Source organism: Comamonas composti DSM 21721 (assembly GCF_000429845.1).
In the GTDB taxonomy this organism is placed as follows: Bacteria; Pseudomonadota; Gammaproteobacteria; order Burkholderiales; family Burkholderiaceae_C; genus Comamonas; species Comamonas composti.
In genome coordinates this window covers 219,001-244,704 of sequence record NZ_KE386972.1, presented here as the reverse complement: position 1 = coordinate 244,704, position 25,704 = coordinate 219,001, and the positions used below count along the sequence as shown (strand labels likewise).

The 25,704-nt window shown below is 62.8% G+C and carries 18 protein-coding genes; 14 read left to right on the top strand and 4 right to left on the bottom strand.

The annotated features are described in order from the left end of the window. Positions 1 to 52: 52 nt before the first annotated feature. The 3 genes from G486_RS22925 to G486_RS22920 are packed head-to-tail and all read right to left on the bottom strand — an operon-like array spanning position 53 to position 4,029. Positions 53 to 2,293 (bottom strand): type I secretion system permease/ATPase, encoded by a 2,241-nt coding sequence (locus G486_RS22925; protein WP_084455457.1) that lies wholly within the window; start codon positions 2,291 to 2,293, stop codon positions 53 to 55. Positions 2,294 to 2,301: 8 nt separating this feature from the next. Then, complete coding sequence (locus G486_RS0119705) at positions 2,302 to 2,544, bottom strand: hypothetical protein (protein WP_051303691.1); 243 nt, start codon at positions 2,542 to 2,544, stop codon at positions 2,302 to 2,304. A gap of 42 nt (positions 2,545 to 2,586) precedes the next feature. Next, complete coding sequence (locus G486_RS22920; RefSeq protein WP_245587376.1) at positions 2,587 to 4,029, bottom strand: TolC family outer membrane protein; 1,443 nt, start codon at positions 4,027 to 4,029, stop codon at positions 2,587 to 2,589. 616 nt (positions 4,030 to 4,645) lie between these two features. Between G486_RS22920 and mnmA the strand changes: the two genes are divergently transcribed. From mnmA to G486_RS0119650, 9 genes are all read left to right on the top strand, one after another. Then, a complete protein-coding gene (gene mnmA, locus G486_RS0119695; protein WP_027017078.1) occupies positions 4,646 to 5,764 on the top strand; it encodes a tRNA 2-thiouridine(34) synthase MnmA in 1,119 nt (372 codons plus the stop codon). Between the two features lie 686 nt (positions 5,765 to 6,450). Continuing rightward, entirely contained in the window at positions 6,451 to 6,837 is a 387-nt protein-coding gene (gene bcsD / locus G486_RS0119685; RefSeq protein ID WP_245587375.1) for a cellulose biosynthesis protein BcsD, read from the top strand. A 34-nt stretch (positions 6,838 to 6,871) separates the two neighbouring features. Next, positions 6,872 to 7,468, top strand: coding sequence for a cellulose biosynthesis protein BcsP (gene bcsP, locus G486_RS0119680; protein WP_169728628.1), 597 nt, complete (start codon positions 6,872 to 6,874; stop codon positions 7,466 to 7,468). Next, the gene (gene bcsQ, locus G486_RS0119675) at positions 7,465 to 8,247 is read left to right on the top strand and encodes a cellulose biosynthesis protein BcsQ (RefSeq protein WP_027017075.1); all 783 of its coding nucleotides are present in this window, start codon (positions 7,465 to 7,467) and stop codon (positions 8,245 to 8,247) included. The genes bcsP and bcsQ overlap by 4 nt, the downstream gene beginning before the upstream one ends. An 8-nt stretch (positions 8,248 to 8,255) precedes the next feature. After that, positions 8,256 to 10,454 (top strand): UDP-forming cellulose synthase catalytic subunit, encoded by a 2,199-nt coding sequence (bcsA, locus tag G486_RS22915; protein ID WP_051303689.1) that lies wholly within the window; start codon positions 8,256 to 8,258, stop codon positions 10,452 to 10,454. A 37-nt stretch (positions 10,455 to 10,491) separates the two neighbouring features. Beyond that, positions 10,492 to 12,807, top strand: a complete 2,316-nt coding sequence (gene bcsB / locus G486_RS0119665) for a cellulose biosynthesis cyclic di-GMP-binding regulatory protein BcsB (RefSeq protein ID WP_245587374.1) — start codon at positions 10,492 to 10,494, stop codon at positions 12,805 to 12,807. Positions 12,808 to 12,834: 27 nt separating this feature from the next. Beyond that, positions 12,835 to 14,049, top strand: coding sequence for a cellulose synthase complex periplasmic endoglucanase BcsZ (gene bcsZ / locus G486_RS0119660; protein WP_034388522.1), 1,215 nt, complete (start codon positions 12,835 to 12,837; stop codon positions 14,047 to 14,049). Further along, a complete protein-coding gene (locus G486_RS0119655) occupies positions 14,019 to 18,323 on the top strand; it encodes a cellulose biosynthesis protein BcsC (RefSeq protein WP_027017072.1) in 4,305 nt (1,434 codons plus the stop codon). Before bcsZ ends, G486_RS0119655 begins: the two co-directional genes overlap by 31 nt. A 15-nt stretch (positions 18,324 to 18,338) precedes the next feature. Continuing rightward, positions 18,339 to 20,024, top strand: coding sequence for a hypothetical protein (locus tag G486_RS0119650; protein WP_034388520.1), 1,686 nt, complete (start codon positions 18,339 to 18,341; stop codon positions 20,022 to 20,024). A 124-nt stretch (positions 20,025 to 20,148) separates the two neighbouring features. On the opposite strand, the gene G486_RS0119645 is transcribed toward G486_RS0119650, so the two are convergent. Further along, positions 20,149 to 20,988, bottom strand: a complete 840-nt coding sequence (locus G486_RS0119645) for an IclR family transcriptional regulator domain-containing protein (protein WP_245587373.1) — start codon at positions 20,986 to 20,988, stop codon at positions 20,149 to 20,151. A gap of 47 nt (positions 20,989 to 21,035) precedes the next feature. Here G486_RS0119645 and G486_RS0119640 point away from each other — a divergent pair, with 47 nt between their 5' ends. The 5 genes from G486_RS0119640 to G486_RS0119620 are packed head-to-tail and all read left to right on the top strand — an operon-like array spanning position 21,036 to position 25,690. After that, a complete protein-coding gene (locus G486_RS0119640; RefSeq protein ID WP_027017069.1) occupies positions 21,036 to 22,004 on the top strand; it encodes a Bug family tripartite tricarboxylate transporter substrate binding protein in 969 nt (322 codons plus the stop codon). A gap of 8 nt (positions 22,005 to 22,012) precedes the next feature. Next, positions 22,013 to 23,260, top strand: a complete 1,248-nt coding sequence (locus G486_RS0119635) for an aromatic ring-hydroxylating dioxygenase subunit alpha (RefSeq protein ID WP_027017068.1) — start codon at positions 22,013 to 22,015, stop codon at positions 23,258 to 23,260. Continuing rightward, positions 23,257 to 23,721: an aromatic-ring-hydroxylating dioxygenase subunit beta gene (locus G486_RS0119630; protein ID WP_027017067.1), complete on the top strand. Its 465-nt coding sequence runs from the start codon at positions 23,257 to 23,259 to the stop codon at positions 23,719 to 23,721. Before G486_RS0119635 ends, G486_RS0119630 begins: the two co-directional genes overlap by 4 nt. Then, positions 23,718 to 24,677 (top strand): PdxA family dehydrogenase, encoded by a 960-nt coding sequence (locus G486_RS0119625; protein WP_027017066.1) that lies wholly within the window; start codon positions 23,718 to 23,720, stop codon positions 24,675 to 24,677. Before G486_RS0119630 ends, G486_RS0119625 begins: the two co-directional genes overlap by 4 nt. Beyond that, on the top strand, positions 24,674 to 25,690 hold the full coding sequence (locus G486_RS0119620; protein WP_027017065.1) for a 2Fe-2S iron-sulfur cluster-binding protein: 1,017 nt from the start codon (positions 24,674 to 24,676) through the stop codon (positions 25,688 to 25,690). The genes G486_RS0119625 and G486_RS0119620 overlap by 4 nt, the downstream gene beginning before the upstream one ends. Positions 25,691 to 25,704 lie beyond the last annotated feature (14 nt).

Sequence of the window (25,704 nt, the reverse complement as noted above, 5' to 3'; positions counted from 1 at the left end):
TTTTGCGAGGCTTGCTCAGGCGAAGACTTTGGGGGGGGGCTGACGGTGTCGTTCATGCCTGGCCTTTCAGGCTTGCGATCTGCCCTTGCTTGAGAGCCAGGATGACCTGTTCCTTGGGCCCATCGGCGACGATGGTGCCGTTATCTATGACGATGAGCCGTTCGACGAGTTCGAGCAGTGCCATGCGATGGGTGACGAGCAGCATGGTCTTTCCCGGGCTGGCCTGCAAAAGGCGGCGCCTGAGCTGGGTTTCGCTCTGATTGTCAAGGTTGCTGCTGGGCTCATCGAGCAGCAGGATGGTCGGGTCGTTGATCAGCGCACGGGCCACAGCAATCGATTGGCGCTGGCCTCCGGAGAGTGATTCTCCGCGCTCGCCAATGGCCATGTCATACCCCTGAGGGTGACGGGCTGCAAATTCGTCCACGCCTGCGATGCGCGCTGCATGCAACATGTCGGCTTCGGTCGCATAGGGGGCACCGATCAGCAGGTTCTGTTTGAGGCTTCCAAGAAACAGCAAGGGGTCCTGAGGGACATGGCCTATGGCGCGGCGCAGGTCGGTGGGAGCGATCTGTCGGGTGTCCACACCATCGATGAGGATGGCCCCCTTGCTTGGTTGGTAGAGGCCCAGAACCAGCTTTTCGAGCGTGCTCTTGCCCGAGCCTATGCGGCCTATGATGCCGACACGCTCGCCGGCCTTGACAGAAAAAGAGATGCCGTTGAGCGCAGCTTGCTGGCTTCCCGGATAGCTGAAGACGACCTGCTGGAATTCGATGGCTCCCTGGAGCTGCGGACGGGCGATGAAGTCTTGCCCGGCAGGATGCTCGACTGGCATGTTCATGTAGCCGTCTATGGAGCCCAGCGAAGTGCGAGCGCTGTGGAACTGCATCATCAGGCCGGCAACCTGGCCCAGCGGCGCAAGGCAGCGGCCGGCGATCATGGAGGCGGCGATGATGCCGCCCATGGACATGGCCTGGGCCTGCACCTGATAGACGCCGATGATGACGACGGCCACGGTCGTCAATTGCTGCATGGTCTGCACGAAGTTGACGGTCGCCGATGAGGTGAGCTTGGTCTTGCCCCCGATGTAGGCCAGGAACTGGGTGGAGCTTTCCCAGCGGCGCTGAACACCGCTTTGTGCGTTGAGGGTCTTGACGGCTTCGAGATTGGTCAACGACTCGACCAGTAGCGCATTGCGCTGGGCAGATGCCTGAAAGCTGAGCATGGTCAGGCGTTCGAGCTTGGCCTGGGCCACGAAGGAGACGGCAAGCACGATGACAATCGCGCAGATCGTGGGAATCAGCAGCCAGGGCGAGATCCAGGCCAGCACGGCGAGGAAAAGAAGTACAAAGGGCAGGTCCACCAGCGTCGTCAGACTGGCCGAGGCGATGAAGTCGCGCACGGACTCGAAGGAGCGCAGGTTGGCTGCAAACGAACCGACCGAGGCGGGGCGGCCTTCCATGCGCAGGTCAAGCACGCGCTCCATGATCTGCGCCGAGAGCTTGACGTCGATGCGCTTGCCTGCCGTGTCGACCACATAGGCGCGGGCCGTGGTGAGCAGGTAGTTGAAGCCCAGCACCAGCAGCATGCCCAAGGAGAGCACCCACAGGGTCTCGACGGCGTTGTTGGGTACAACCCGGTCATAGACATTCATGTTGAACAGCGGAATGGCCAGGGCAAAGAGGTTGATCAAAACGGCAGCGAGCAAGGCATCGCGATACAGGCGCCAGTTGCTGAGCACCACGGCCCAGAACCAATGGCTGCTGCGCGGGGAGGGAGCTGGCGAAGCCTCTACATTGGGCTCGGCCTGGAACTGAGGGCGTATGAAGCACAGCAGGCCTGCATATTGCTCCTGCAGTTGCTCCTGCGGCACGGTGACCGGGCTGCCAGCCTCGGGGTAGTGCACAAGAAAGCTCCCACCGGGCTGTTGCTGCAGCAACAGGCAGGCCCGGTTGCCCTTGAGCAGGACAAGAATCGGAAACAGTTCTTGAGGCAGGTTGTCGAGATGGCGCTGCACGATGCGCGTCGTGTAGTGCGCGCGCGTGGCAGCACGTTCCAGAAGCGAGGGCGTGAGCCGATTGTTGACCAGTGGCAAGCCATTGCTCAGGGCCTGGGCGGTCAGAGGGCGGCCGTGCAGGCGGGTCAGCTCGATCAGGCAGGCCAGCAAGGGGTCATCGTGCGTGGTATGCGGCGGTATGCGCCATTGCTTGGATGAGGCCTGCTTGTTGTCGGGTAGGGTTCGGGGTGTATCGGTATCCAGCGGCTTTGTGGGTAGGGCGGATTCCAGCGTCTGCATGGCAAGGCTCAGATAAGAGGGAGGTCATCGTCCAGGGGATCAAGGGCGTTTTGCAGTCGCTGGCGCTCATGTTTGCGCTGCTGGAGCTTGTTCAGCGCAGGCAGGGGGAGATCGGTGGGCCGTAGGCTGCCGTTGGCAAGCAGGGCATCGATCAGGTCCTCAAGAACGCGGGTGAAGTCAACGTCCAGCGCGCGCAGCTTGTGCTTCGGCAGGGAAGCCAAAGGCTCTTGCTGGGGTTGACGGTCGATCATGAGGACTTTTCTCGGATACGGGTCTGCAACAGACCCGCCGGTTTACTTGGCTTCGGCCTTGAGCACGGGGCTCAGGTTGCTGGTGTCCGGCACGTAGGCGCTCTGGCAGTCACGCAATGCATCTTCGGGCATGACCAGGGAGGACTGCTCCTCGGGGAGATCGCCAGCGTGAGGCTGGGCAATACCCAGGGCGGTCAGCACCTGACCAGACTGCATGAGCCACTGGTATTCGCTCTTTTTCAGGTCGTACTGAGCGTGAACGAGGGCACGGCGTGCATCGAACAGCTCGTTCTCCGTATTCAGCAGGTCGAGCAGCGTGCGCTGACCAATCTGGAACTGCTGCTGATAGGCTTGGCGGACCTTGGCAGTGGACTGGACATGCTCCCGCAGGAAAGGCATTTGTCCGCGCAGACGCAGGATATTGCCCCAGGCAATCGACAGCTCTTGCTGGACATTGCGGCAGGTGTAGTCACGCACGTCGCGTGCTGCATCGGCCTGGGCCAGGGTCTGACGGACACGGGCCTCGTCTGCGCCACCGCGGAAGAGGTTGTAGGTCAGCAGCAACTGGGCGCTGGTGTTTTGTATGTCGCGCAGCTGTGCGTCGGGATAGGAACGGTCCCGGCCAGTGCTCACGACCAGATCCAGCCGAGGCTTGTGGGCGGCTTGGGCAACTTCCTTGCCGGCTTGTGCGGCTTGGACCAGGGCCTGCTTGGCCAGTATGGAGGCGTTCTGGCGCACCGATTCATTGAAATTCTGAACCGTGCCGGGAGATGGCAGCTTGCCGCCGATATCCGGTACGGGGTCCAGCGTTGCCGCAGGCGGGGAGCCCGCCAGGCGGCGATAACGCTGTGTCACCGCATTCAGATTGTTGCTCTCCGTCATTACATTGGTCTGGGCCAGGGACAGACGGCCGCTGGCCTGTTCCAGGTCCACGCCACGGCCCACGCCGGACTGCGAGCGTTCGCGCAGCAGCTTGAGCGTGTTCTCGTGCATGACGAAGTTCTCGCGCGCCAGGCGCTCCGTTTCGCGGTAGCGCTGGACGTCCAGATAGGCGCCGGCAACGTCGTGGGCCAAGCTGTCGGTGGCTGCCACGAGGTCGTAGTACTTGGCCAGTTTGTCAAATCCCGACTGCTTGACGCTGTTCGACGTGGCGAATCCGTCGTAGAGCATTTGCCGCAGGCTGAGATTCCAGCCGGGGCGGGTCCAGTCATAAGAGGATGCGCCAGGGACATTGCTGCGCCATTCCTGACCAATCCAGCCCTGGGCCGTGACCTGTGGGCGCCAACCGCCGCGCGCGATGTTCTGGCCTTCCAGAGACGATGTGAAGTCGTGGAAGCGGGCCTGGATTTCGGGGTGGGAGCCGACGGCTTTTTCCACCACCTGCAGGAGATTGCTGCCGGGCGCCGTACTGGCTGAGGTGGGCGTTTGCTGTGTTTCGGAGGTCTGGGCGATGGCTGCTGCAGCCAGTGACGATGCGCCGATCATTGAGACCCATCGTGCAATTTGTCTTGGTTTCATTCTTGGCAAGGTCTGTTAGTCCAATCGCCAGTCAATATGAGAGACCTATCAAGAACTGATCGGGACGCGGCACTGACATGGGCTTGAAGCCGTTGGACGTGGAGGAGGAATCGCCCTTAAAGGCGTGTTGAGGACTGCTGGTTACCAGTGCGGCAGCAGATATGGGCTCTGCTTGACTTGAGGTTTCGTATCTGTTTGCAATTTCTGCCTAGCTTGAAGAAAGCCTCCGTTTCTTGAAAACATGTATCTATTTGTGTTAAGAATTGCCGATTGAGTCAAAATGTATCAAATTGCTGTTCGAGAAAACGCATTTTTTTGATGAAAACTATCAAAGAATGTCAATCGATAGAAAAATTTGCATTCAGTGTTTTTACGAGGCCTCACCGTGCAACTTCGCGCAGAAAGCTTTAGATCGTGAACACGCTCTTAGGAGATCAGGATTTGCTGATCTGGTTGATCAATGCTTTTGCCGGTTGGAAATGCATTGAGTGCGGGCCCCCCCAGAGGCCGCAGGCCCGGGGGTCTTGCTGAGGAAATCCTTACATCCGCAAAATCATGAAGGGACTGGGATAATTCCCGGCCTATGACAAAACACCGCGTCGTCGTGGGTCTGTCGGGCGGTGTGGACTCCGCCGTCACGGCCCATCTTCTCAAGCAGCAAGGCCATGAAGTGGTCGGCATCTTCATGAAGAACTGGGAGGATGACGACGACAGCGAGTACTGCTCCTCCAACGTCGATTTCGTCGACGCTGCTGCCGTGGCCGATGTGGTGGGCATAGAGATCGAGCATGTGAATTTCGCGGCCGAGTACAAGGATCGGGTGTTCGCCGAATTTCTGCGCGAGTACCAGGCCGGACGCACGCCCAACCCTGATGTGCTGTGCAATGCCGAGATCAAGTTCAAGGCTTTCCTGGACCATGCAATGCGCCTGGGGGCCGAGAAAATTGCCACAGGCCATTACGCGCGTGTGCGCCAGAGCCCTTCTTCCCGGTTGTTCGAGTTGCTCAAGGGGCTGGATCCTGCCAAGGATCAGAGCTATTTCCTGCATAGGCTCAACCAAGCCCAGCTATCCAAGTCCATGTTTCCTGTGGGTGAACTCAGAAAGACCCAGGTGCGTCAGATCGCCGAGGAAATCGGTTTGCCCAACGCCAGAAAAAAGGACTCCACAGGCATTTGCTTCATAGGCGAGCGACCATTCCGGGATTTTCTCAACCGCTACATCAGCAAGGAGCCTGGCCCCATTCTTGATGAGCGCAACCGCAAGCTCGGTAGCCATCAAGGCTTGAGCTTTTACACACTGGGCCAGCGCTCTGGCTTGGGAATTGGTGGTATCAAGGAAAAGGGTGCCCAGCGCGGGGGCGGAGAGCATGAGCCCTGGTTTGTGGCACGCAAGGAACTTGATAAAAACGTGCTGCGCGTGGTCCAGGGGCATGATCATCCCTGGCTGCTTTCGCAGGCGCTGATCGCAGATCAGGCCAGTTGGGTCTCGGGTCAAGCGCCCGATCCTGCGCGTATCTATGGCTCCAAGACCCGCTATCGTCAGTCAGACTCTGTCACTCATATCGACCAGGTGACGGCGAGCAGCTTCCGTCTGGACTTCCCCGAGGCCCAATGGGCGGTCACGCCAGGTCAGTCGGCCGTGCTCTACGACGGCGATGTCTGCCTGGGCGGGGGCATTATTGCCACGGTCAATTCTGCATAGGCGTCTCTGTCCGGGCGCATCAGAGGCGCATGCTCTTGTAAAGGGCTGGGCCTGACTTTCCGGTGCCGCAATGCGCGTGGAGCGTGCTGCTCCCCCTGTAAGAGCGTGTTCACGATCTCGACGCAGGCGCGTTGGAGCGCAAGCGGAATGAGTTCGAGTCGATGGCCCTTGCTTGCACAGGAGTGCAAGCAAGGGCCAGCGCCGAGAAATCGCCCGATTTCGCAAAGACACTGGCGCGCTGCGAGGAGATCTTGAACACGCTCTAAGTGCGGCTCCCTTTATCGTTGGTTTCTCACACTCCCGCCTGGGCAGCAAATGTCGGCGGGCTTTTATGCCTTGTGTGCGCAAAGCCCATGCTGAGTCGCATCACGTCCAGTGCATCCGGTATGCGTACCAACAACGGTAGCGCGCAGATCACCGGCGCCCTGTAACTCAAGCGCCGTGCCTTGACCAGATGCCAAAGACAGGGTTGGTTGTTATTGGCAATTGTTTGCAATTGTGATCAAATCACAACTTAGTTAAATTTTATTAAATTTCGTATTTGATTGAATTGTTTGCGGTTTGAACTGGTTTTGTGTGGTGGAGATATGAATCAAGCAGTGACCCAAGATGAGCCATCTATCGCTGGACTTGCTCACGTGCAGCAGCGGCAGTGTGTTCGTCAGTGGCTTGGCTTTCTGAGTGCCTTGAGCGCAGAGTTTGCCGAGGTTCTGCCTGAGACCCAGTTGCAGGAGCTCATGGCCCGTATCGGCACGCGCTTTGCTCTTGCGAATGCGCTGCCTTCCTCGGATACCGCAGCCGGGCTTCAAGATGCCATGAACCAGCTCTGGAGAGGCCTCGACTGGGGCTATGTGCAGCTAGAGCAAAGCGCGGACGGCCTGGAGATCACACATCACTACTCTCCGTTGGCCGCAGCCTTTGGTCAGGGCCATATGGAATGGGCTACAGGCTTTTTGCAAGGGGCGTACCAGCAGTGGTTTGAGATGGCCGGAGCCGCAGGGCTTGAGGTCCGGATCACCCAATCTGGCGATGCCTGGGGATCGGCCGGATTTTTGCTGTCGCCTGCCGCCTGAGTCGCGGCTCTGGGCGCTGATAGGAGTGGAAGTCATGCAGCAAGCAGACGATATCGTTGGTCTTTATCAGGAGTTTGGTGGTCAGGCCAACTCCTATCGCGAGCTTGCGCGCACCCAGGATGTGGCCAGTGCACGTGCACGCTGGCCGTTGATCTCGACCCTGGCGGCGCGCGCCGAAATGAACGATGTGCCAGCGGTTCAGCCGGGCGAGGATGTGAGAAGTCTCTCATCGACCTGGCATGCTGCGGTGATTCAGTCATCGGAGCTGATTCCCGAGCCTGCTGAGCCAGAGTTTTCACCGGCGTTGCCCATGCCTGCAATGGCGCCAGCCGTAGTCCTGAGCGGGCCTGCTCCTTCAGAGCCTGAGGCCGCTCCTGCCGATCAGGCGGTGCAGGCCGCGCCCGCAAGCACTGGCATGCGGGCTGAAGTCCAGAGCCCGGCCGAGGCTGTCTCAGTCAAGGCCCGCAAGCCAGCCAAAGGCCTCGAGGGAACTTCACCGCTGGCAATGCTGATCAAGCGCGATGATGCTACCGAGCCGCAAGAGGCGGAAAAGCCTCAAGAGTCTCAATCAGGACCTCTGCATTTGAGCCAGTTGTTCTCTCAATTGCTGGGGGCTGGGACGCGCCCATGAATATCCTGACCATCGCCTCAGCCAAAGGAGGCGTAGGCAAAACCACGCTGACGGAGAACCTGGCCGTGGCGCTCGCCCCTCGCTTGGGCCGAACGGTGCTGGCTGTGGACCTGGATCCTCAGAATTCGCTGGGACTGCACTTTGGCATGGATCCCATGGAGTGGGGTGGCCTGTCGCGTGCAAGTCTCTCCGGTCAGGATTGGCATGAGCTTTGTTTCGAGCGCCAGCCCGGGCTTTATGTACTGCCGTTCGGCGTACTCAGCGAGAACGACAGAGAGCGCCTGGAAGCGGAAATCGCAGCCGATCCCCACTGGTTGCAAGATCATTTGCGCGCGCTGAAATTGCCCGAGGATGCGCTGGTGCTGCTGGATACGCCGCCCGGCCCCTCTGTTTATGGGCGCCAGGCGTTGAGCCTCACGCACTGGCTGGTGGTCGTGACGCTGGCCGATGCGGCCTCCTATGCGACGGCTCCGCTGATGCAGCGCCTCGTTCATTCATACTGCCTGCCACGTGCCGATTTTCGGGGCGTGTTCCATGTGCTCAATCAGGTCGATCTTTCGCGCACCTTGTCGGCCGACATGCTGCGCGTGGTGCAGGCTGAGGCAGGAAAGTCGTTTGCGGGCGCGATCCACATGGATCAGGCCATTCCCGATGCGCTGGGCCTGGGCATGTATGTGCTCAATCACGCACCGCACAGTCTTGCTGCACATGATCTTGGCAGCTGCGCGGACTTTTTGAGCGCCCAGATACGAGCCGCTTCGGCGACTCCAAGCACCTGAGTCACATCATGAATCGCTCTGCCTCCAAGACCGCTGATACCGGCCTGGGCCAACGTCTGCGTTTGCAGATGAACCGGCTGGCCGACAGTCCCGTGTGGAGCCTGGGCTGGTTCCGGGTTGTGGCCGTGATACTGGCGGCTGTATTGCTGGCCGTGGTGATCAGCGTGCCCTTCGATCTTGAGGGGCAGTTCATCTTTTCGGCGGGGCTGTTCGTTCTGGCCATGGTGCTCAATCGCCGCACGCCGGGGCGCTGGGCCACGCTGGTGCTGATCGTGCTGTCGATCACCGTGTCCTCCCGCTACATGTACTGGCGTGCGACCGAGACCATAGGCTTTGACAACCTCGTGGACGGCCTGTTTGGATTTGGTCTGTTTCTGGCCGAAATCTATGCCTTCATGGTGCTGCTGATCGGCTACTTTCAGACGGCTTGGCCTCTGCAGCGTCGCCCCGTGCCCATGCCTGAGGATGTCGGAGCCTGGCCCACGGTCGATGTCTTCATTCCCACCTACAACGAGCCCATGGAAGTGGTCAAGCAGACCATCTTCTCGGCCATGCACATGGACTGGCCGGCTGACAAGATCAGGGTGTTCGTGCTTGACGACGGGCGCCGCGAGGAGTTCCGCGCGCTGTGCGCCGAGATCGGCGTGGGCTATCTCACGCGCGACAACAATGCCCATGCCAAGGCCGGCAACATCAATGAGGCCCTGGCCGTGACCGACGGTGAATATGTGGCGATTTTCGACTGCGACCACATTCCCACGCGCTCCTTTCTGCAGATCTGCATGGGCTGGTTCCTGCGCGACCCCAAGCTGGCCATGCTGCAGACGCCGCACACCTTCTTCTCGCCCGACCCGTTCGAGAAGAACCTCGATACCTTCCACATCACGCCCAACGAAGGCGAACTGTTCTATGGCGTGGTCCAGGACGGCAACGATCTGTGGAATGCCTCGTTCTTCTGCGGCTCCTGCGCGATCATCAAGCGCGGGCCCTTGCTCGAGGTCGGCGGTGTTGCGGTCGAGACCGTGACCGAGGATGCGCATACCGCTCTCAAGCTTGGCCGCCACGGCTACAACACGGCCTATCTGCACCTGCCCCAGGCTGCTGGCCTGGCCACGGAAAGCCTGTCGGGCCACGTGGGCCAGCGCATACGCTGGGCGCGGGGCATGGCGCAGATCTGCCGCGTGGACAATCCCTTGCTGGGGCGTGGCCTGTCGCTGGGCCAGCGCCTGTGCTATTTCAACGCCATGCTGCATTTCTTCTATGGATTGCCGCGCCTGGTGTTTTTGACGGCACCTCTGGCCTATCTGCTGTTCAGTGCGAATGTGTTCCAGGCATCGGCGCTGATGATTGCAGCCTATGCCCTGCCCCATCTGATGCATGCCAACCTCACCAATTCGCGCATGCAGGGCAAGTTCCGCTATTCGTTCTGGAACGAAGTCTACGAATCGGTGCTGGCCTGGTACATCATGCGGCCCGTGCTCATGGCCGTGATCAACCCCAAGCTGGGAAAGTTCAACGTGACGGCCAAGGGCGGCGTGATCGAGCAGGCCTATTTCGACTGGTCGATCGCACGGCCCTACCTCGTGCTGCTGATCATCAACCTGTTCGGCATGGGCGTGGGCATCTGGCGACTGTTCTCGGGCTCGCTGCTCGAAGACGAAGCCGTGACCCTGCTCATGAACATGATCTGGACGATCTACAACATCATCCTCATCAGCGCCAGCCTGGCCGTGGCCAGCGAGACGCGCCAGGTTCGCAGCACGCCTCGCGTCAAGGCCGTCATGCCGGCTGCCCTGCGCTTTGCCGATGGTCGCACCCTGATGTGCGAGACCGAGGATTTCTCCCAGGGCGGCCTGGGCCTGCGCATTCCGGAGTCCGAGCCGCTGGCTCAGGGGACGGCAGTCCAGGTGTCCTTGTTCAGCTCGGGTCGCGAGGGCAGTTTCCCGGCGCAGGTGACTTTTTGTGCTGCAGGCCGGCTGGGTTTGCGCCTGGATGAGCTGAGCCTGCAGCAGCAGTCGGATCTTGCGCGTATGACATTCGCGCGTGCCGACGCCTGGGTTGCCGACTGGGGCAATCGGGAGCAGGACCGCCCTCTTGCATCGCTGGGCAGCGTGACGCGCATAGGCTTGCGCGGTCTGCGCCAGGTGACGCGCAATTTGTTCAACATCGCGTTGGGACGCCGGCAGCCAGCAACCGACAAGAGCTAGTGCCCCGAGTTTGACTTCTTTGAGGAACGCCTGATTCATGTTCGTAGACAGCCAAATGACGCGCCGTGTGCCATCCGCTTTTTCGCGCCTGGCCCTGGCCTGTGTTGCAGGGGCTCTGCTGAGTGCTGCTCCTGGCCAGCAGGGAGCACTTGCCGCGCCAGCCTCCGTATCCGATGCACAAGCCCCGGCTGTTGCTGGAGCGCGCAATTACAGCGTGAGCTTTCGCCAGCTGGGCGCAGCCTATCCCTTGGAGCTGCATGGCGTACAGGGCACGGGCGGCGTGAAGTTCGGCGTGCGCAATGACGAAGTGGTCACGGCTGCGCGCCTGCACTTGAACTATGCGTATTCTCCGGCCCTGATCAGCCAGCTCTCGCACTTGCGTGTTCTGGTCAACGAGCAGGTCGTGGCCACGATTCCCGTGCCCAACGAGCACGGCGGGCGCAGCCTGCAGACCGTGGTCGACATTCCCACGCGCGTGATCTCGGAGTTCAACCGGCTCAACATACAGCTCATAGGCCACTACACCATGGAGTGCGAGGATCCTGCGCACTCCAGCCTCTGGGCGAACATCGGCAACGACAGCCGGCTGGAGCTCAGCGTGAAGTCGCTGGCCTTGAGCAATGACCTGGCCTTTCTGCCCGAGCCCTTCTTCGACCGGCGCGATGCCCGCCACCTGACCCTGCCCATCGTGTTTGCACGCAGTCCCGATGCGAGCCAGCTCGAGGCTGCGGGTACGCTATCGTCCTGGTTTGGTTCTCTGGCGGGCTTTCGGGGTGCGGATTTTCCTGCTGCCGTGGGCCAGATCCCGGAGCGCGGCCATGCCATCGTGCTGCTGCAGGGCAACGACAAGCTCGCTGGCGTGAGCGCTTCGTCCTCGAACGGGCCGTCGATCAGCGTCGTCGACCACCCCAGCGATCCCGGCAGCAAGCTGCTGCTGATCTCGGGCCGCGATAATCAGGAGCTCAAGCTTGCGGCCACGGCCCTGGCCGTGGGCCGGCCTGCGCTGTCCGGTCCCTCGGCGACGATTGCGCAGCTCACGCAGATCAAGCCGCGTCAGCCTTATGACGCACCCAACTGGCTGTCCAGCGAGCGAGCCGTGAAGTTTGGCGAGCTCGTCGAGCCCGAGATGCTCAACGTGTCCGGCTATTCGCCAGATCTGATCCGGGTCAACTTCCGCATGCCTCCCGATCTGTTCGGCTGGCGCAGCCCTGGCGTGCCCGTGCAGCTCAAGTACCGCTATTCGGCGCGGCCCGTGACCGACAAATCCTCGCTGAACATCAGCGTCAACGAGAGCTTTCTGCGTGGCCTGCCGCTGCGCGCCGAAGATGCAGGCGCCTCGGGCCTGCTGGAGCGGACCAAGCACATGCTCAAGCCGAAAAGCAGCGACCTGCTGCCGGCCGAGGAGTTCTTTCACATACCGCTGTTCAAGCTGCCTGCGCGCAACCAGCTGCAGTTCCATTACTACTATGACCTGATCAAGCAGGGGGCTTGCAAGGACGTGGTGCTGGACAATGTGCGCGGCACTGTGGAGCCCGACTCCACCATAGATATCTCGGGCTTTCCCCATTTCATGGCCATGCCCGATCTCGCGGCCTTCAGCAACAGCGGCTTTCCGTTCAGTCGCATGGCCGATCTGTCCGAGTCTGCCGTCATTCTTCCCGAGCGTCCCGAGGCCGGCGACTACTCGGCCTACCTGTCCCTCATGGGCCTCATGGGGAATGTCACGGGCTACCCGGCCCATGGAGTCACCGTGGCCCTGGGAGGGCAGCAAATCGATGCCCTGGCCGACAAGGATCTGCTGGTCATCGGTTCAAGTGCCAATCAGCCGCTGCTCAAGCAATGGGCCGACAACCTGCCGTTCAGCCTCTCGCCAGAGGCCAAGCGCTTCAAGCTCTCGGACTATGCCTCGCGCCTGATCCGCTGGTGGGAGCCCGAGCCGCGCAACCATGTCCATGCTGGCGGCAGCGAACTGATCTTTTCTAGCAACAGCAACGATGCCGTGATCGCAGGCTTTGAATCTCCGCTGCGCAGCGGGCGCAGCGTGGTCCTGCTGGCCAGCAATCAACCTGCGGGGCTGCAGCATGCGGTGGCGGCGTTGCTCGATGCCGACCGTGTGAAGGACGTGCAGGGCAGCCTCAGCGTGGTGCGTGGCTCCAAGGTCGACAGCCTGCTTGCCGAGCAAAGCTATTTTCTCGGTCGCCTCGGCCCGCTGACCTATCTGCAGTGGTGGCTGTCGCGCCATCCGCTGGCCACGGTCCTGCTGGGTGTGGCCCTGGCGGCCATCAGTGCCTTGCTGCTGTACATCGTTTTGAGGGCCCGGGCTCGCAGGCGTTTGCAGGCGCAAAAGGCCTGAGCGTTTGACGCCGGGATCTGTTCGGTCATGGAGCTTGTTGTCGGCACCAGGTATCTTTCGCATACGGCGCGTCTGGGCGCTCTGCTGCTGGGGCTCTGGCTGGGCCAGGCAGCGGCGGCCGGGCCTGCGGCCTGCAGCCAGGCTCAGTGGCCGCTTTGGGAGCGCTTTGCCCAGCGCTTCATCCAGGCCGATGGCCGGGTCATAGATTTCAGCGTGGCAGAGCAGCACTCCACTTCTGAAGGCCAGTCCTATGCCATGTTTTTCGCGCTGATCGCGCGTGATCAGGAGCGCTTCGACCGGCTCTGGGCCTGGAGCCTCAAGAACCTCGCCGATGGCGATGGCAAACGTCTGCCGGCCTGGCAATGGGGCAAGCGCAAGAATGGCTCCTGGGGGGTGCTGGATCCAAATCCCGCCTCGGATGCCAACCTCTGGTTCGCCTACAGCCTGCTTGAGGCAGGCCGGCTCTGGAAGGTGAAGCGTTACACCGACCAGGCTCATGGGCTGCTGAACCTGGTGGCCAGCCAGGAGGTTGCCGATGTGCCCGGGCTCGGACCTACGCTGCTGCCTGCAGCCAAAGGCTTTGTGTTGGAGGAGCGCGTCTGGCGCCTCAACCCCAGCTATGTTCCCGTGCCCTTGCTGCGGGCCTTCGAGCGCGAGCAGCCCAAGGGGCCATGGAGCAAGGTGCTCGCCAGCTTTGCGCAAATGCTCGAACAGGGCACGCCCAAGGGGTTTGCGCCGGACTGGCTGGGCTATGAAAAGCCAAAGAGCCCGCAGGACCGGGGCATGTTCATGGTCGATCCCGTCAAGGGCGATCTGGGCAGCTACGACGCAATCCGCAACTACCTCTGGGCTGGCATGACCGCGCCTTCGGACAAGCTGGCAGCTTTGCTCAAGCGTCGCCTCTCGGGCATGGAAAAGGTGCTCGAGATCGCCGATCTGCCGCCCGAGAAAGTTCATACCTCCATAGGCGTGACCGAAGGCATGGGGCCGGTGGGCTTCTCGGCGGCGCTGCTGCCCTATCTGAGCAGCCGCAAGGCCGGAGCTTCGTTGCAGACCCAGCAGTCCCGGGTACAGGCCCGGCTGATAGATGCTGCCGCCAACCCTGCCCCTGTTTACTACGACCAGGTTCTGGGCCTTTTCGGCACCGGCTGGATGGAACAACGCTACCAATTCCTGCCCACGGGCAGACTGCAATTACGTTGGGAGAAAGCATGCCCCGCAAACCCCGCCACAGTGCGCTGATCCTGAGCCTGCTGGCATCGCTGACCAGTCCTGCGCTGCAGGCCCAGGACCTGTCTTCGGCGCTGATCGAGCAGGGCCAGTACTGGCAGTCGCGCGGCGATGCGCAACGTGCAGCCGAGGCCTGGAACAAACTGCTGCGCGTGGACCCGGCCCAGCCCGATGCCTTGAACGGTCTGGCCCGTGCCGCGCTCATGAGCAAGGACTACGAAGCGGCCGAGCGCTATCTGGACCAGCTGCGACGCGCTCACCCCGGCCATCGCCATGTGGCCCGCCTGCAGCAGGATCTGGCTCTGCAGCGCAATGGCACACAGATTCAGAGCGCGCGCGATCTGGCCAAGGCCGGCCGCAGCGAGCAGGCCGTGCAAAGCTATCAGTCGGCGCTTGCGGACCGCGAGCCCACGGGGCCGCTGGCCATCGAGTACTACCAGACTCTGGGCGGCACGGCTGGTGGCTGGGATGCGGCCCGCCGTGGCCTGGAGCGGTTGGCCAAGGAGTCGCCCGAGGATGCCAAGATCTCGCTGGCCCTGGCTCAGCATCTGACCTACCGCGAAGCCACGCGCCGCGAAGGCATTGGCCAACTGGCGCGCCTGGCATCGAACCCCGATGTGGGCAAGGCCGCAACGGACAGTTGGCGCAAGGCCCTGGCCTGGACCGGCAGCCGTGCCTCGGATGCCCCGCTGTACCAGGCCTTCTTGCGCCAGAACCCGGGCGACGCGGCTGTGCAGGCGCGCCTGAAGGAAATCGAGGTGCGCCAGCGCCAGGAGCGTGTCGCGGCCACGGCCGTCACGCGCGACCCCTTGCGCCAGCGCAGCCAGGAGGGCTTCAAGGCCCTGGACGACGGCGACCTGGATCTGGCCGAGGCGCAGTTCCGCAGCGTGCTCGATGCCAGACCTGGCGATGTCGATGCCCTGGGCGGCATGGGCGTGCTGCGCCTGCGCCAGGAGGAATTTTCCCAGGCGCGCAATTACCTCGAGCGAGCGAGCAAGACTTCGCCCGCGCGCTGGAAGCAGGCCTTGCACAGCGCGACCTACTGGTCCCTGGTGGGGCAGGCGCGCACTGCGCACGAGACGGGCGAGACACAGACCGCGCGCCAGTTGCTGGAGCAGGCCTTGCGCCTCGATCCCAAGGAAATCTCCGCCGAAAACGCGCTGGCCGACCTGCTGGCCGAAACCGGCCACTACGAGGCAGCCGAGGCCGCCTACCGGCGGGTGCTCGCACGGCAGGCGGACGACCCGGAGGCCACGCGTGGCCTGGTCGGCGTGCTCGCCCAGACCGGCAAAGGCCCCGAGGCCTTGCGCCTGGTCGAAAGCCTGTCGCCCAGCCAGCAGGAAAAAGTTGGCTCCCTGGGCCGGCTGCGTGCCACCCAGGCCCTGGGCCAGGCACGCGCCGCCAGCGCCAAGGGCGATGACAATGCTGCGCGCATGGCGCTGGAAGACGCGCTGCTCAGTGACCCCGGCAACCCCTGGGTGAGGCTGGATCTGGCGCGCATCTATCTCAAGATGGGAGCCTCGGCCGAGGCGCGCGGCATCATGGACGGGCTGCTGATTTCCAACCCGCAAATGCCCGAGGCCTTGTATGCAAGCGCGCTGCTGGCCTCCGAAGCCCAGGACTGGTCGGGTGCCCTGGCCACGCTGGAGCGCATCCCCGAGCACAACCGCACGCGAGACATCGCGTCCCTGCAAAAGCGTGTCTGGGTCCATGTGCAGGCCGACCTGGCCACGGCCCTGGGGCGCGAAGGCCGCTACCAGGAGGCTCAGGCCGTGCTGGCCAGGGCCCAGCCCTTCGTGAACCAGGATGCCGAGCTGCTGGGCACGCTGGCCCTGGCCCAGGCGGATGCGGGTGATCCCAGCCGTGCCCTGGCCATGGTGCGCGAAGTTCTGGCCCGCACACCGCGCCCGGACACAGGGCTGCGCCTGCAATACGCAGCCGCCTTGCTCAAAACCCAGCAGGATGTGGAGCTGGCCGGCATACTGCGCCAGCTGCAAGAAGCCCCGATGTCGGCCGTGGAGCAGCGCGCCTATGAAGACATCCGCCGAGGCTACATCCTGCGCCAGGCCGATGCGCTGCGTCAGGGCGGTGATCTGGCTTCGGCCTACGACATGCTGGCGCCGCTGTTGGCCGAGCGACCCAACGACCCTGCAGTGGTGGGTGCGCTGGCGCGCATGTATGCGGACAACGGCGATCATGCCCAGTCCCTGGACCTGTATAACCGCCTCCTCGAGAAAGATCCCAAGAATCTGCGGCTGCTGCTGCCTGCCGCCGAGGCCGGCAGTGCGGCCAAGGATTTCGTGTTTGCCGAATCGGCGCTGCAGGTGGCCTTGCAGCTTGCGCCGAATGATCCCGAGGTGCTGACCGCTGCCGGGCGCGTCTACCGTGCCAAGGGTCAGCCCAGCAAGGCGGGCCAGTATTTTGCGGCGGCCGTGGCGGCCGAGAACCAGCAGCGCGCGGCCATGCTGGCCGCCAGCGGCCAGGGCGCCACAGCAGGCATGGTCGGCGGCAACCCGTTTCGCCGTGCTCCCGGGGGACTCGGGCCCAGCCCGGCGCAGACGGCCTTTGCGGGCTACGCCGGCGCTCAACGCCCCATGGGCGCAGCCCTGGCACCAAGTGTTGCACCGACCGTGCCGCTGTACATTCCCGCACCGGCGGGATCTGGCCGGGTGTCAGGCCAGGGAGCACAGACCTGGGCCGCCCCGCCCGTTGTCGCGCCCCAGGAATACCCGACGCCGGCCACCTACTATGGCGGAGCTCAGGGGGCGGCTGTTCGCCCGGCGGCCCAGCCTGTATCTGCGCCTGCATCCAAGAGTGCGGGTGTGCCGCAGAGTGCTGCGGCCTTGCGCTCCCAGTCCCTGCCCGCAGCCAAGGCGGCAGGCAAGGCCACGGGCGCTGCCTATGTGCCGGCACCGGTGGGTACAACCATGCCGCTGGCACCAGCGACTTCCCAGGCCGCACTGCAATCCGGCGCTTTGCCCGTAGCCGCCTATGCGGCGGCGGGCCGGCCCCAGCCATTGGCCGCCTCGCCCTCGTTGTGGGAGAGTGCGCCTTTGCGCCAGCCCGCTCCTGCGCGCGAGCGCACGGCGCTGGAAGAGCTCTCCGAAATCCAGCAGGACCGCACAGCCACGCTCACGGTGGGCGTGGCCGTGCGCGGCCGCCAGGGCGAGGCCGGCATGAGCCAGCTCACCGACCTGCAAGCCCCCGTGGAGTACAAGTTCAGCGCGGGTGACGGCATGATCTCGCTGCGGGCAACGCCTACCGACTTGAGCACGGGCACCATCGACTCGTCCTTCGGCAGCCTGAGCCGCTTTGGCGGCGGACCGGCCACGGCCCTGGACATGCCCATGCGCATGCCGGGCTCGCAGTCCTCTTCGGGCGTGGGCCTGGGCGTGGGCTATGAAAGCGCTTCCCTGTCCGTGGACCTGGGCACGCTGCCGCTGGGTTTCAGGCGCAACGATTTCATGGGCGGCGTGCGCTACAAGGGCTCGATCTCGGACAGCGCATCGCTGACCGGCGAACTCTCTCGCCGCCCCGTGACCGACAGCGTACTGTCCTTTGCGGGAGCCGAGGATGCGCGCACGGGCGAGACCTGGGGCGCAGTCGCGGCCAGCGGCGGGCGCCTGGGCCTGACCTGGGATGACGGCGAGTTCGGCGTCTACGGCTATGGCTCGCTGCATGGGCTGTCGGGACACAACGTGAGATCCAACAGCCGCGCGGAGGCGGGAGGCGGCATGTACTGGCGCGTGCACCGCGCGCTGGATTCGACCTTCACCGCAGGCCTGAACTTCACGGGCCTGGGCTATGACAAGAACCTGCGCTACTTCACCTATGGTCATGGCGGCTACTTCAGCCCCCAGAAGTTCTTCAGCCTGAGCGTGCCCTTCGACTGGTCCCAGCGCAGCGGGCGCCTGAGCTACCAGATCAAGGGCGCACTGGGCGTGCAGTACTTTCAGGAGGATGCCGCTCCCTACTTTCCTGGCAGCAGCACGCGCCAGGCGGCAGCGGTCCAGGCGGCAAGCGATGCCCAGGCTTTTGGCGAGTTCGTGAGCCATCCCACGGCGATCTACCCGGGCCAGAGCAAGACCGGCCTGAGCTACAGGCTGGGCATGGCCATGGAATACCAGCTCCACCCCCAGCTGTTCATCGGCGGCCACATGGGCATGGACAACGCACGCGACTATCGCCAGTTCTCGGGCGGCATCTATCTGCGCTATGCACTGCAGTCCATCACGGGCAAGCCCAGCCTGCCGCTGAATCCGCTCAAGTCGCCCTATGACTTTTAATTTCGACGCACGATCATGAACAAAAAAAAATGGCTTTGGACTTGCGCACTGCTGGCGGCTTTTGCGGGCTGCGGCGGAGGCGATGACGGTGATAGCACCAGCGGTCCCCCCCCGGGCGAGCAGCAATACCCGGGCGGTCTCTGGGAAGGAACGGTAGGCACGGGCGCTGCCCAGCGCACCATGCTGGGCTTCATCGACCCGGGCATAGACGGCAAGGGCGGCGAGTTCTATCTGGCACGCGGCGCCGCAGGAGCGGCCGGGTATGACTCGATTTACGGCCTGCTGCGCGCCAATGTGAGTGCCATACAGGCTACGGGCGTGACCTATTTCTCCGTGCAGGATGGCAAGTTCGCCACGGGCCTCACGCTGCGCGGCACGGCCAGTGCGAATGCGGCCACGGGCCGCACGGACAGCATCAGCGGCAACTACACCGATCCCAAGGGGACGGCTGCGGCGGCTGGTGCGAACATGAACTTCAAGCTGCGCTACAGCCCGCTCAACAACTACCCTGCGCGGGCCAGCCTGATAGAAGGCACCTACCGGGGATCCGGGGTGTTTGGCGGCGGCTGGGTGTTCACGGTCACGCACACGGGTACGCTGTCGGGCCGCATAGGCGGCTGCAGCGTGCAAGGCATGGCCACGCCCTGGGCCAACGGGTCGGCCCTGTACTCCATGAACCTGAGTTTCTCCGGTGACGAGACATCATGCGGCCAGCGTGGAACCCAGCAGGCCGGTGTGGGCGTGCTGCGCTATGATTCCGACAACGTGCCCAATGGCATCTGGGTGTTCTTGCGCAGCACCATCGGGCCGGACAGCACGTTTGTGCTCAACGGCCTGGCCGATCCGCGCCAGCCAAGCATTCCCTCTCCGACCCCTTTGTCAGCGGCAGGCAACTGGGCCGGCACGCTGACCCTGCCTGCAGGCGTGAAGGGCGACATGGCGGTCTGGGGCTCGGTGCTGCCCGACGGCGGAATGTTCCTCTACACCAACAGCAGTTTCAACCACAATGCGCTTTACGGTCGCCTGATCCGCTATGAGAACGACATCACGACCAACCGCTTCGTGACCGCCAACGACGGCGTGTTCTTCGACCGATTGCTCGAAGGTACCGGTGGCTACATGGGCGGCTATGTGAGTGGCGTGCTGGTGGATGCCCTGCTGGAGAACCTGAGTGCCCTGCCCGGTGCCGCGACGAGGCTGACCGGCACCTATAGCTATACCACCCAGCCCGGGGGCTATCCCACGGGCTTCACCCTGCAGCCCGATCCCATCTACCAACTCCCCGCAGGGCAGCAGGCGAATGTGAACATGATCGTGGGCAGCTACCGCATGGCGGGCAGCAGCTTTGGCGGCCATACCGTGGATATCGGCATCGCTGCCGATGGCTCGATCACGGGCAGCACCTCCAACGAATGCCTGATCGTGGGCAAGCTGCTGGGCAATCTGGGCAGCAACCACAACCTGTACCGGGTGGAGGCCTTTGGCTTCCTCGAGAGCCCGGGCATCACCACGGTGGAGGATGCTCCCGTCTCGCCGGGCAGCACCATAGGCTGCGAGCTGTCCTCGGGTCCTTCGCAATCCGGTTCGGCATCGGCCATCTTCGACTCCCATGGCCAGGTCATAGGCCTGCGCATCCTGACCGCCGGCCTGCAAAGCACCGGTGCTCGCGCACACACGGTGTTCGTGGGCAATCGGCGCTGATGCAGTCTGCACCTGACGAGATTTTTTGCTCGTCAGGTGCAGCTCGCAAAAGGCTGAAGGAGATGACTCTGCACTACGCTGGAGCGTGCTGATGCGTCATGGCATGAACGCAGCGGACGCCATCCTAGCGTCCCAAAACGGGAAACAGCTTCTTTTCGAGAGTATCCCGTGCTCTCATGAGCGCAGGAAGAAAGGCCTCGCGAAACTCCTGCATGCTCATCCGTTCGACGCGCACCGCAATGCTCATGGCCGCGAAGATTTCCCCCGCGCCGTTGTGTACGGGTACGGCCATGGAGCGAACGCCTGTTTCTAGCTCTCCGCTATTGCTTGCAAAGCCTTGGTCGCGTGCCTGAGCCAGGAGTTCCAGAATCTTTGGCGCCTCAACGATGGTGTCCGCCGTGAGCTTTTCGCGATTCATGGTTCGCACCCGGTGCGCAGCCTCGGCTGGAGGCAATCCAGCCAGCAGGACACGCCCCATGGCCGAGCAGTAGGCCGGCAGGCGAGAGCCGATTCCCAAGCCGGTGCTGAGGCTTCGCCTAGCCGTGGAGCGGCCAATGATGATGGCGTGGTCATCGAGCAATTGACCGAGGGAGGCCGACTCCCGTGTCCTCTCCGACAGCGCATCCAGCAGCGGTTGCGCCAGGGACGGCGCCGGCCTGGAAGCCAGAAAGGAATGCGCCACCAACAGAGCGCGCGGCAGCATCCAGAAGTGCTTGCCATCGCTGGCGAGATAGCCCAGCTCCTGCAGCGTCAGCAGCGAGCGCCGAGCCGACGCTGGCGAAACATCTGTCAGCCGAGCGACTTCCGACAGCGTCAGGCGGCTGTGCTGGCGGCCAAAGCAGGTCAGGGCCGCCAGGCCTTTCTCCAGCGAGTTAACAAAGTTCTTTTCGCTCATGCCGTATGCCAGTTCAAGTGGTCGAGAGGTTTTTTGCGCATACCGCAAATCTAGCTTGATGTGGCGCAAAGGGGAGGCTGATACTCAAGTCACCCCATGAAAACAAACGAGACATCATGACCGCCCTCATTACACGGCGCCAGGCCGCTGTTGCAGCACTTTCCTTTTGCGCCTTGCCGATGGCGGGCGCGCAACCGGCCCGGCCCCTGCACCTCATCGTCCCCTTCTCTGCCGGCGGAACGGCGGACATTCTTCCAAGAATTCTTGCCGAGAAGATGCGTCCCGCCTATCCCGCTGGTGTCGTCATCGAGAACCGTGTGGGGGCTGGAGGAAACATCGGAGCCGACGCCGTTTTTCGCGCTCCGCCCGATGGCGCCACGCTTCTCGTATCACCTCCGGGGCCTATTGCCATCAATCAGCATCTGTATCGCAAGATGGCCTTTGACGCCACACGCTGGGTGCCCGTGACCATCGTCGCGACCGTGCCCAACGTGCTGGCCGTCAGCCACAAAGTACCGGCGCAAAACTTGAGCGAGTTCATTGCCCACCTCAAGGCAAATCCAGGAAAGGTGAGCTATGCATCGCAGGGCAATGGCTCGACCTCGCATCTGACTGCCGCAATGTTTATGCAGCTCACGGGTACCGAGATGCTGCACGTGCCATACAAGGGAACCGCCCCCGCGCTGGTCGACATCGTCGGGGCCCAGGTCGACGTCTTCTTCGACAACATCAGCTCGTCAGCGCCGTTTCATGCTGCGGGCAAGCTGCGAATCCTGGCCGTGGCCGATGAGAAGCGCTCCAAGGCATTGCCGCAAGTTCCAACGTTTGCAGAAGCCGGTCTGGGCGCCATGCATGCCGTGACCTTCTTCAGCGTTGTGGCGCCTCCGGGGACTCCGTCTCGGGTCATTGCGGAAGCCAACAAAGCCTTTACCACGGCCCTCTCGCTGCCTGACGTGCGAGCTCGCTTTGAAGAGCAGGGGGCGGAGCCGCGTGGATGGACGTCTGAAGAAGCTAGCCGCTTCATCAAAACGGAGTCCGAGCGCTGGAGAAAAGTTATCAAGAGTGTCAACGTTACGCTGGAGTGAGTACGCAAATGATTGAGCAAGTGATTCAGTGGAAGGGCGCGGGGAATACTCGCATTCCTTACGCCTTGTATGTGGATGGTCAGACGGGAGCTCTTGAGCAAGAGCGCATCTTCCGGGGTGAGGTCTGGAACTATCTTTGCCTGGCGGCGGAGCTGCCCGAGGCCGGCAGCTACCGCACGAGCTTTGCCGGAGAAACCCCGGTCGTGGTCGTGCGCGACAGCGATGACGAAATCTACGCGTTCGAGAACCGCTGTGCTCATCGCGGTGCGCTCATCGCTCTGGAGAAGTCGGGCAAGGCCGATAACTTCCAGTGCGTTTATCACGCCTGGAGCTACAACCGGCAGGGAGACCTGACTGGTGTCGCCTTCGAAAAGGGGGTGAAGGGCCAGGGGGGCATGCCAGAGCACTTTTGCAAGAAGGAGCATGGGCCGCGCAAGCTTCGCGTCGCCACTTTCTGCGGACTGGTATTCGGCAGTTTCTCCGAGGATGTTCCCGACATCGAGGACTATCTTGGCGCCGAGATTTGCGAGCGCATTGAACGCGTGCTGCACAAGCCCGTCGAGGTCATTGGCCGCTTCACCCAGGCGCTTCCGAACAACTGGAAGCTCTATATGGAAAACGTCAAGGACAGCTACCACGCAAGCCTGCTCCATATGTTTTTCACCACGTTCGAGCTCAACAGGCTGTCGCAAAAAGGAGGGGTGATCGTCGATGAGACCGGAGGTCATCACGTCAGCTTCTCGGTGATTGACCCCGGGGCCAAGGATGACACCTACAAGGACCAGGCGATTCGCTCGGACAACGAGCAGTACCGCCTCAGGGATCCCAGCGTGCTCAGCGGATTCAAGGAGCATGACGATGGTGTGACCCTGCAGATTCTGTCGGTGTTTCCGGGCTTTGTGCTGCAGCAGATCCAGAACTGCTTGGCGGTCCGCCAGGTGCTTCCAAAAGGCATTCACAGAACCGAGCTCAACTGGACCTATATCGGATACGCCGACGACACCGCTGAACAACGCAAGGTACGCCTCAAGCAAGCCAATCTGGTGGGGCCAGCGGGATTCATTTCGATGGAGGACGGCGCGGTTGGCGGCTTTGTGCAGCGTGGCATTGCCGGCGCGACGGACATGGAGGCCGTCGTTGAAATGGGTGGTGACCACAGCGGCTCCAGCGAAGGCCGGGCAACGGAGACATCGGTGCGCGGATTCTGGAAGGTGTATCGCCAGCATATGGGCCAAACGCAAGAGGACAAGGCGTGATTGACGTACTACAAATCGCCGCATTCAATGCGGCCTATTCCCAGGCCATCGATAGCGACTCTCTTGAGCAGTGGCCCATGTTTTTCGCGGCGGATTGCCACTATCGGGTGACCCATGCCGAGAACGAAGCACAAGGCCTGCCGGCAGGTATTGTCTGGGCGGACTCGCGTGACATGCTGGTTGATCGGGTTGCGGCACTGCGCGAGGCGAATATCTACGAGCGTCATCGCTATCGCCATGTGCTTGGCATGCCCTTGCTCAAATCGGCGACGTCCGACACTGCCGAGGCCCAGACACCGTTTCTTGTTGTCCGGATCATGCACACGGGCGAAACCGTGGTGTTCGCCACTGGCGAGTACCGCGACCGTTTCGTACGCCAAGAAGACAGGCTTCTTCTGGCCGAGCGCGTTGCCGTTTGCGACAGCACGGTCGTCGACACACTCCTGGCGCTGCCGCTGTGACCAAGTCATTGAATCGGCTAGCCCTTGCGACGGGCGATCCTCATGGCATTGGGCCGGAAATCGCGCTCAAGGCACTCGCGGCGCTGCCTGAGCGCGAGCGCCGCCGAATCTCTGTGCACGGCCCTGGGCGTGTGCTGGAGCAGGCGGCAGACGTTCTTAACCTGGGGCATGTACTCGGCAGTGTGCAGCTGGTTGAGGCGGGAACACTGGCGGACAAGGCGAGGTTCGGGGTGGTTGAGGCGTCTGCTGGCGTATCGGCGGTGGCTGCGGCTACTTCAGCCATCGAGGCGTGCAGGCGAGGGGAGGCGGATGCGGTGATCGCGTGTCCGCACCATGAGACAGCGATCCACCTGGCGGGGATTGAGTTTTCCGGCTATCCGTCATTGGTCGCACATGTCTGCGAGGTGCCGCAAGACGAGGTCTTTCTCATGCTGGTCGGTGCAGGGCTACGCATCGTCCATGCAACCCTTCATGAAAGCGTGCGCTGCGCTCTTGAGCGGTTGAGCCCGGAGCTGGTGATACGGGCGACCAAGGCAGGCCTTCGCGCTTGCGAAATGCTCGGCGACCCTGATCCAACTGTCGCGCTTTTCGGCATCAATCCCCATGCCTCCGAAGGCGGGCTGTTCGGTCCGGAGGACGGCGAGGTCACCATTGCGGCCGCTGCCATTTTGCGAGCCGAAGGCATTGCGATCGAGGGACCGGCCGGCGCCGACATGCTGCTTTCCCAGCGCCGGCACAGGCTGTACGTGGCGATGCTGCATGACCAGGGCCACATTCCCATCAAGCTGCTGGCACCCAAGGCCGCGAGTGCACTTTCCATCGGAGCGCAGGTGCTGCTGTCCAGCGTCGGGCATGGCAGTGCCATGGATATCGCGGGCCGGGGAGTCGCGAGTCCGCAGGCGCTGCTGCGCACGATAGCCCTGTTATCGGGGGCAAGCGAAGAGGCTCAGGCATGACTTACCAAATATCCATTGAGGGCGCGGATGTCAGCTTTGACTGCGCCCCGGGTCAGAGCATTCTGGATGCGGCTTTGCACGCCGGCGTGGAGCTCTCCTACTCGTGCCGAAAGGGAAGCTGCGGGAACTGCGCCGGGGCCGTGGTCAAGGGCGAGGTCGCGGCGCGCCCTGGTGCTGCAGCCTCGAACGAGACCTGTCTGCCGGGCCAGGTTCTTTACTGCGTCTGCGTGCCCAAGAGCGACGTGACTCTCGCTCCCACAAGCTGGAGAAAGCTGGATCCTGCTGCGAGAAAGACGTTCACTGCCAAAGTGCACAGCCATGACCGTGTCGTGCCTGAGGTGTCGGTGCTGCGTCTTCGCCTGCCGGCCGGACAGCGCGCAAAGTTTCAAGCCGGGCAGTATCTGCAGGTGTTCCTGGAAGACGGCAGCACCCGGTGCTACTCGATGGCGAATCCGCCTCACGAAAGCGACGGCGTGACCCTGCATATCCAGCATGTCCCTGGTGGCCAGTTCACGCATACCCTGCTCGGGCTCAAGCAGGGCGATACGCTGAAGATTGAACTGCCCTTCGGAAACGTCGCCCTGGCTGCGGATGACCCACGGCCGCTGGTGTGCGTCGCCGCAGGCACGGGCTTCGCGCCGGTCAAGTCCATTCTTGATGACATGGTCAAGAGAAGGGTGCAGCGCAAAGTCACTCTGATCTGGGGCGCGCGCGAGCCGTCCGGGCTGTATCTCCAGGCGGCGGTAGACAAGTGGAAGCGCCAGTGGCCGGACTTTCGCTTCATCCCGGCAATCTCGCAGGCACGAGATGCGCTTGCGCCCGGCGTCTTCCAGGGACGGGTGGACCAGGCCTTGCGTGCCCAATGCCCCGATCTCGCCGGCCATGTGCTGCATTGCTGCGGCTCCCCGGCCATGGTTGCGGCGGTGCGCCAAGCGGCCGTCGAAATGGGCGTGCTGCCACAGGATTTTCAAGCAGACGTTTTTGTTCCGGGCCCCGCTGCGGCGCCCCTGTGAGTGACTTGGAGAAG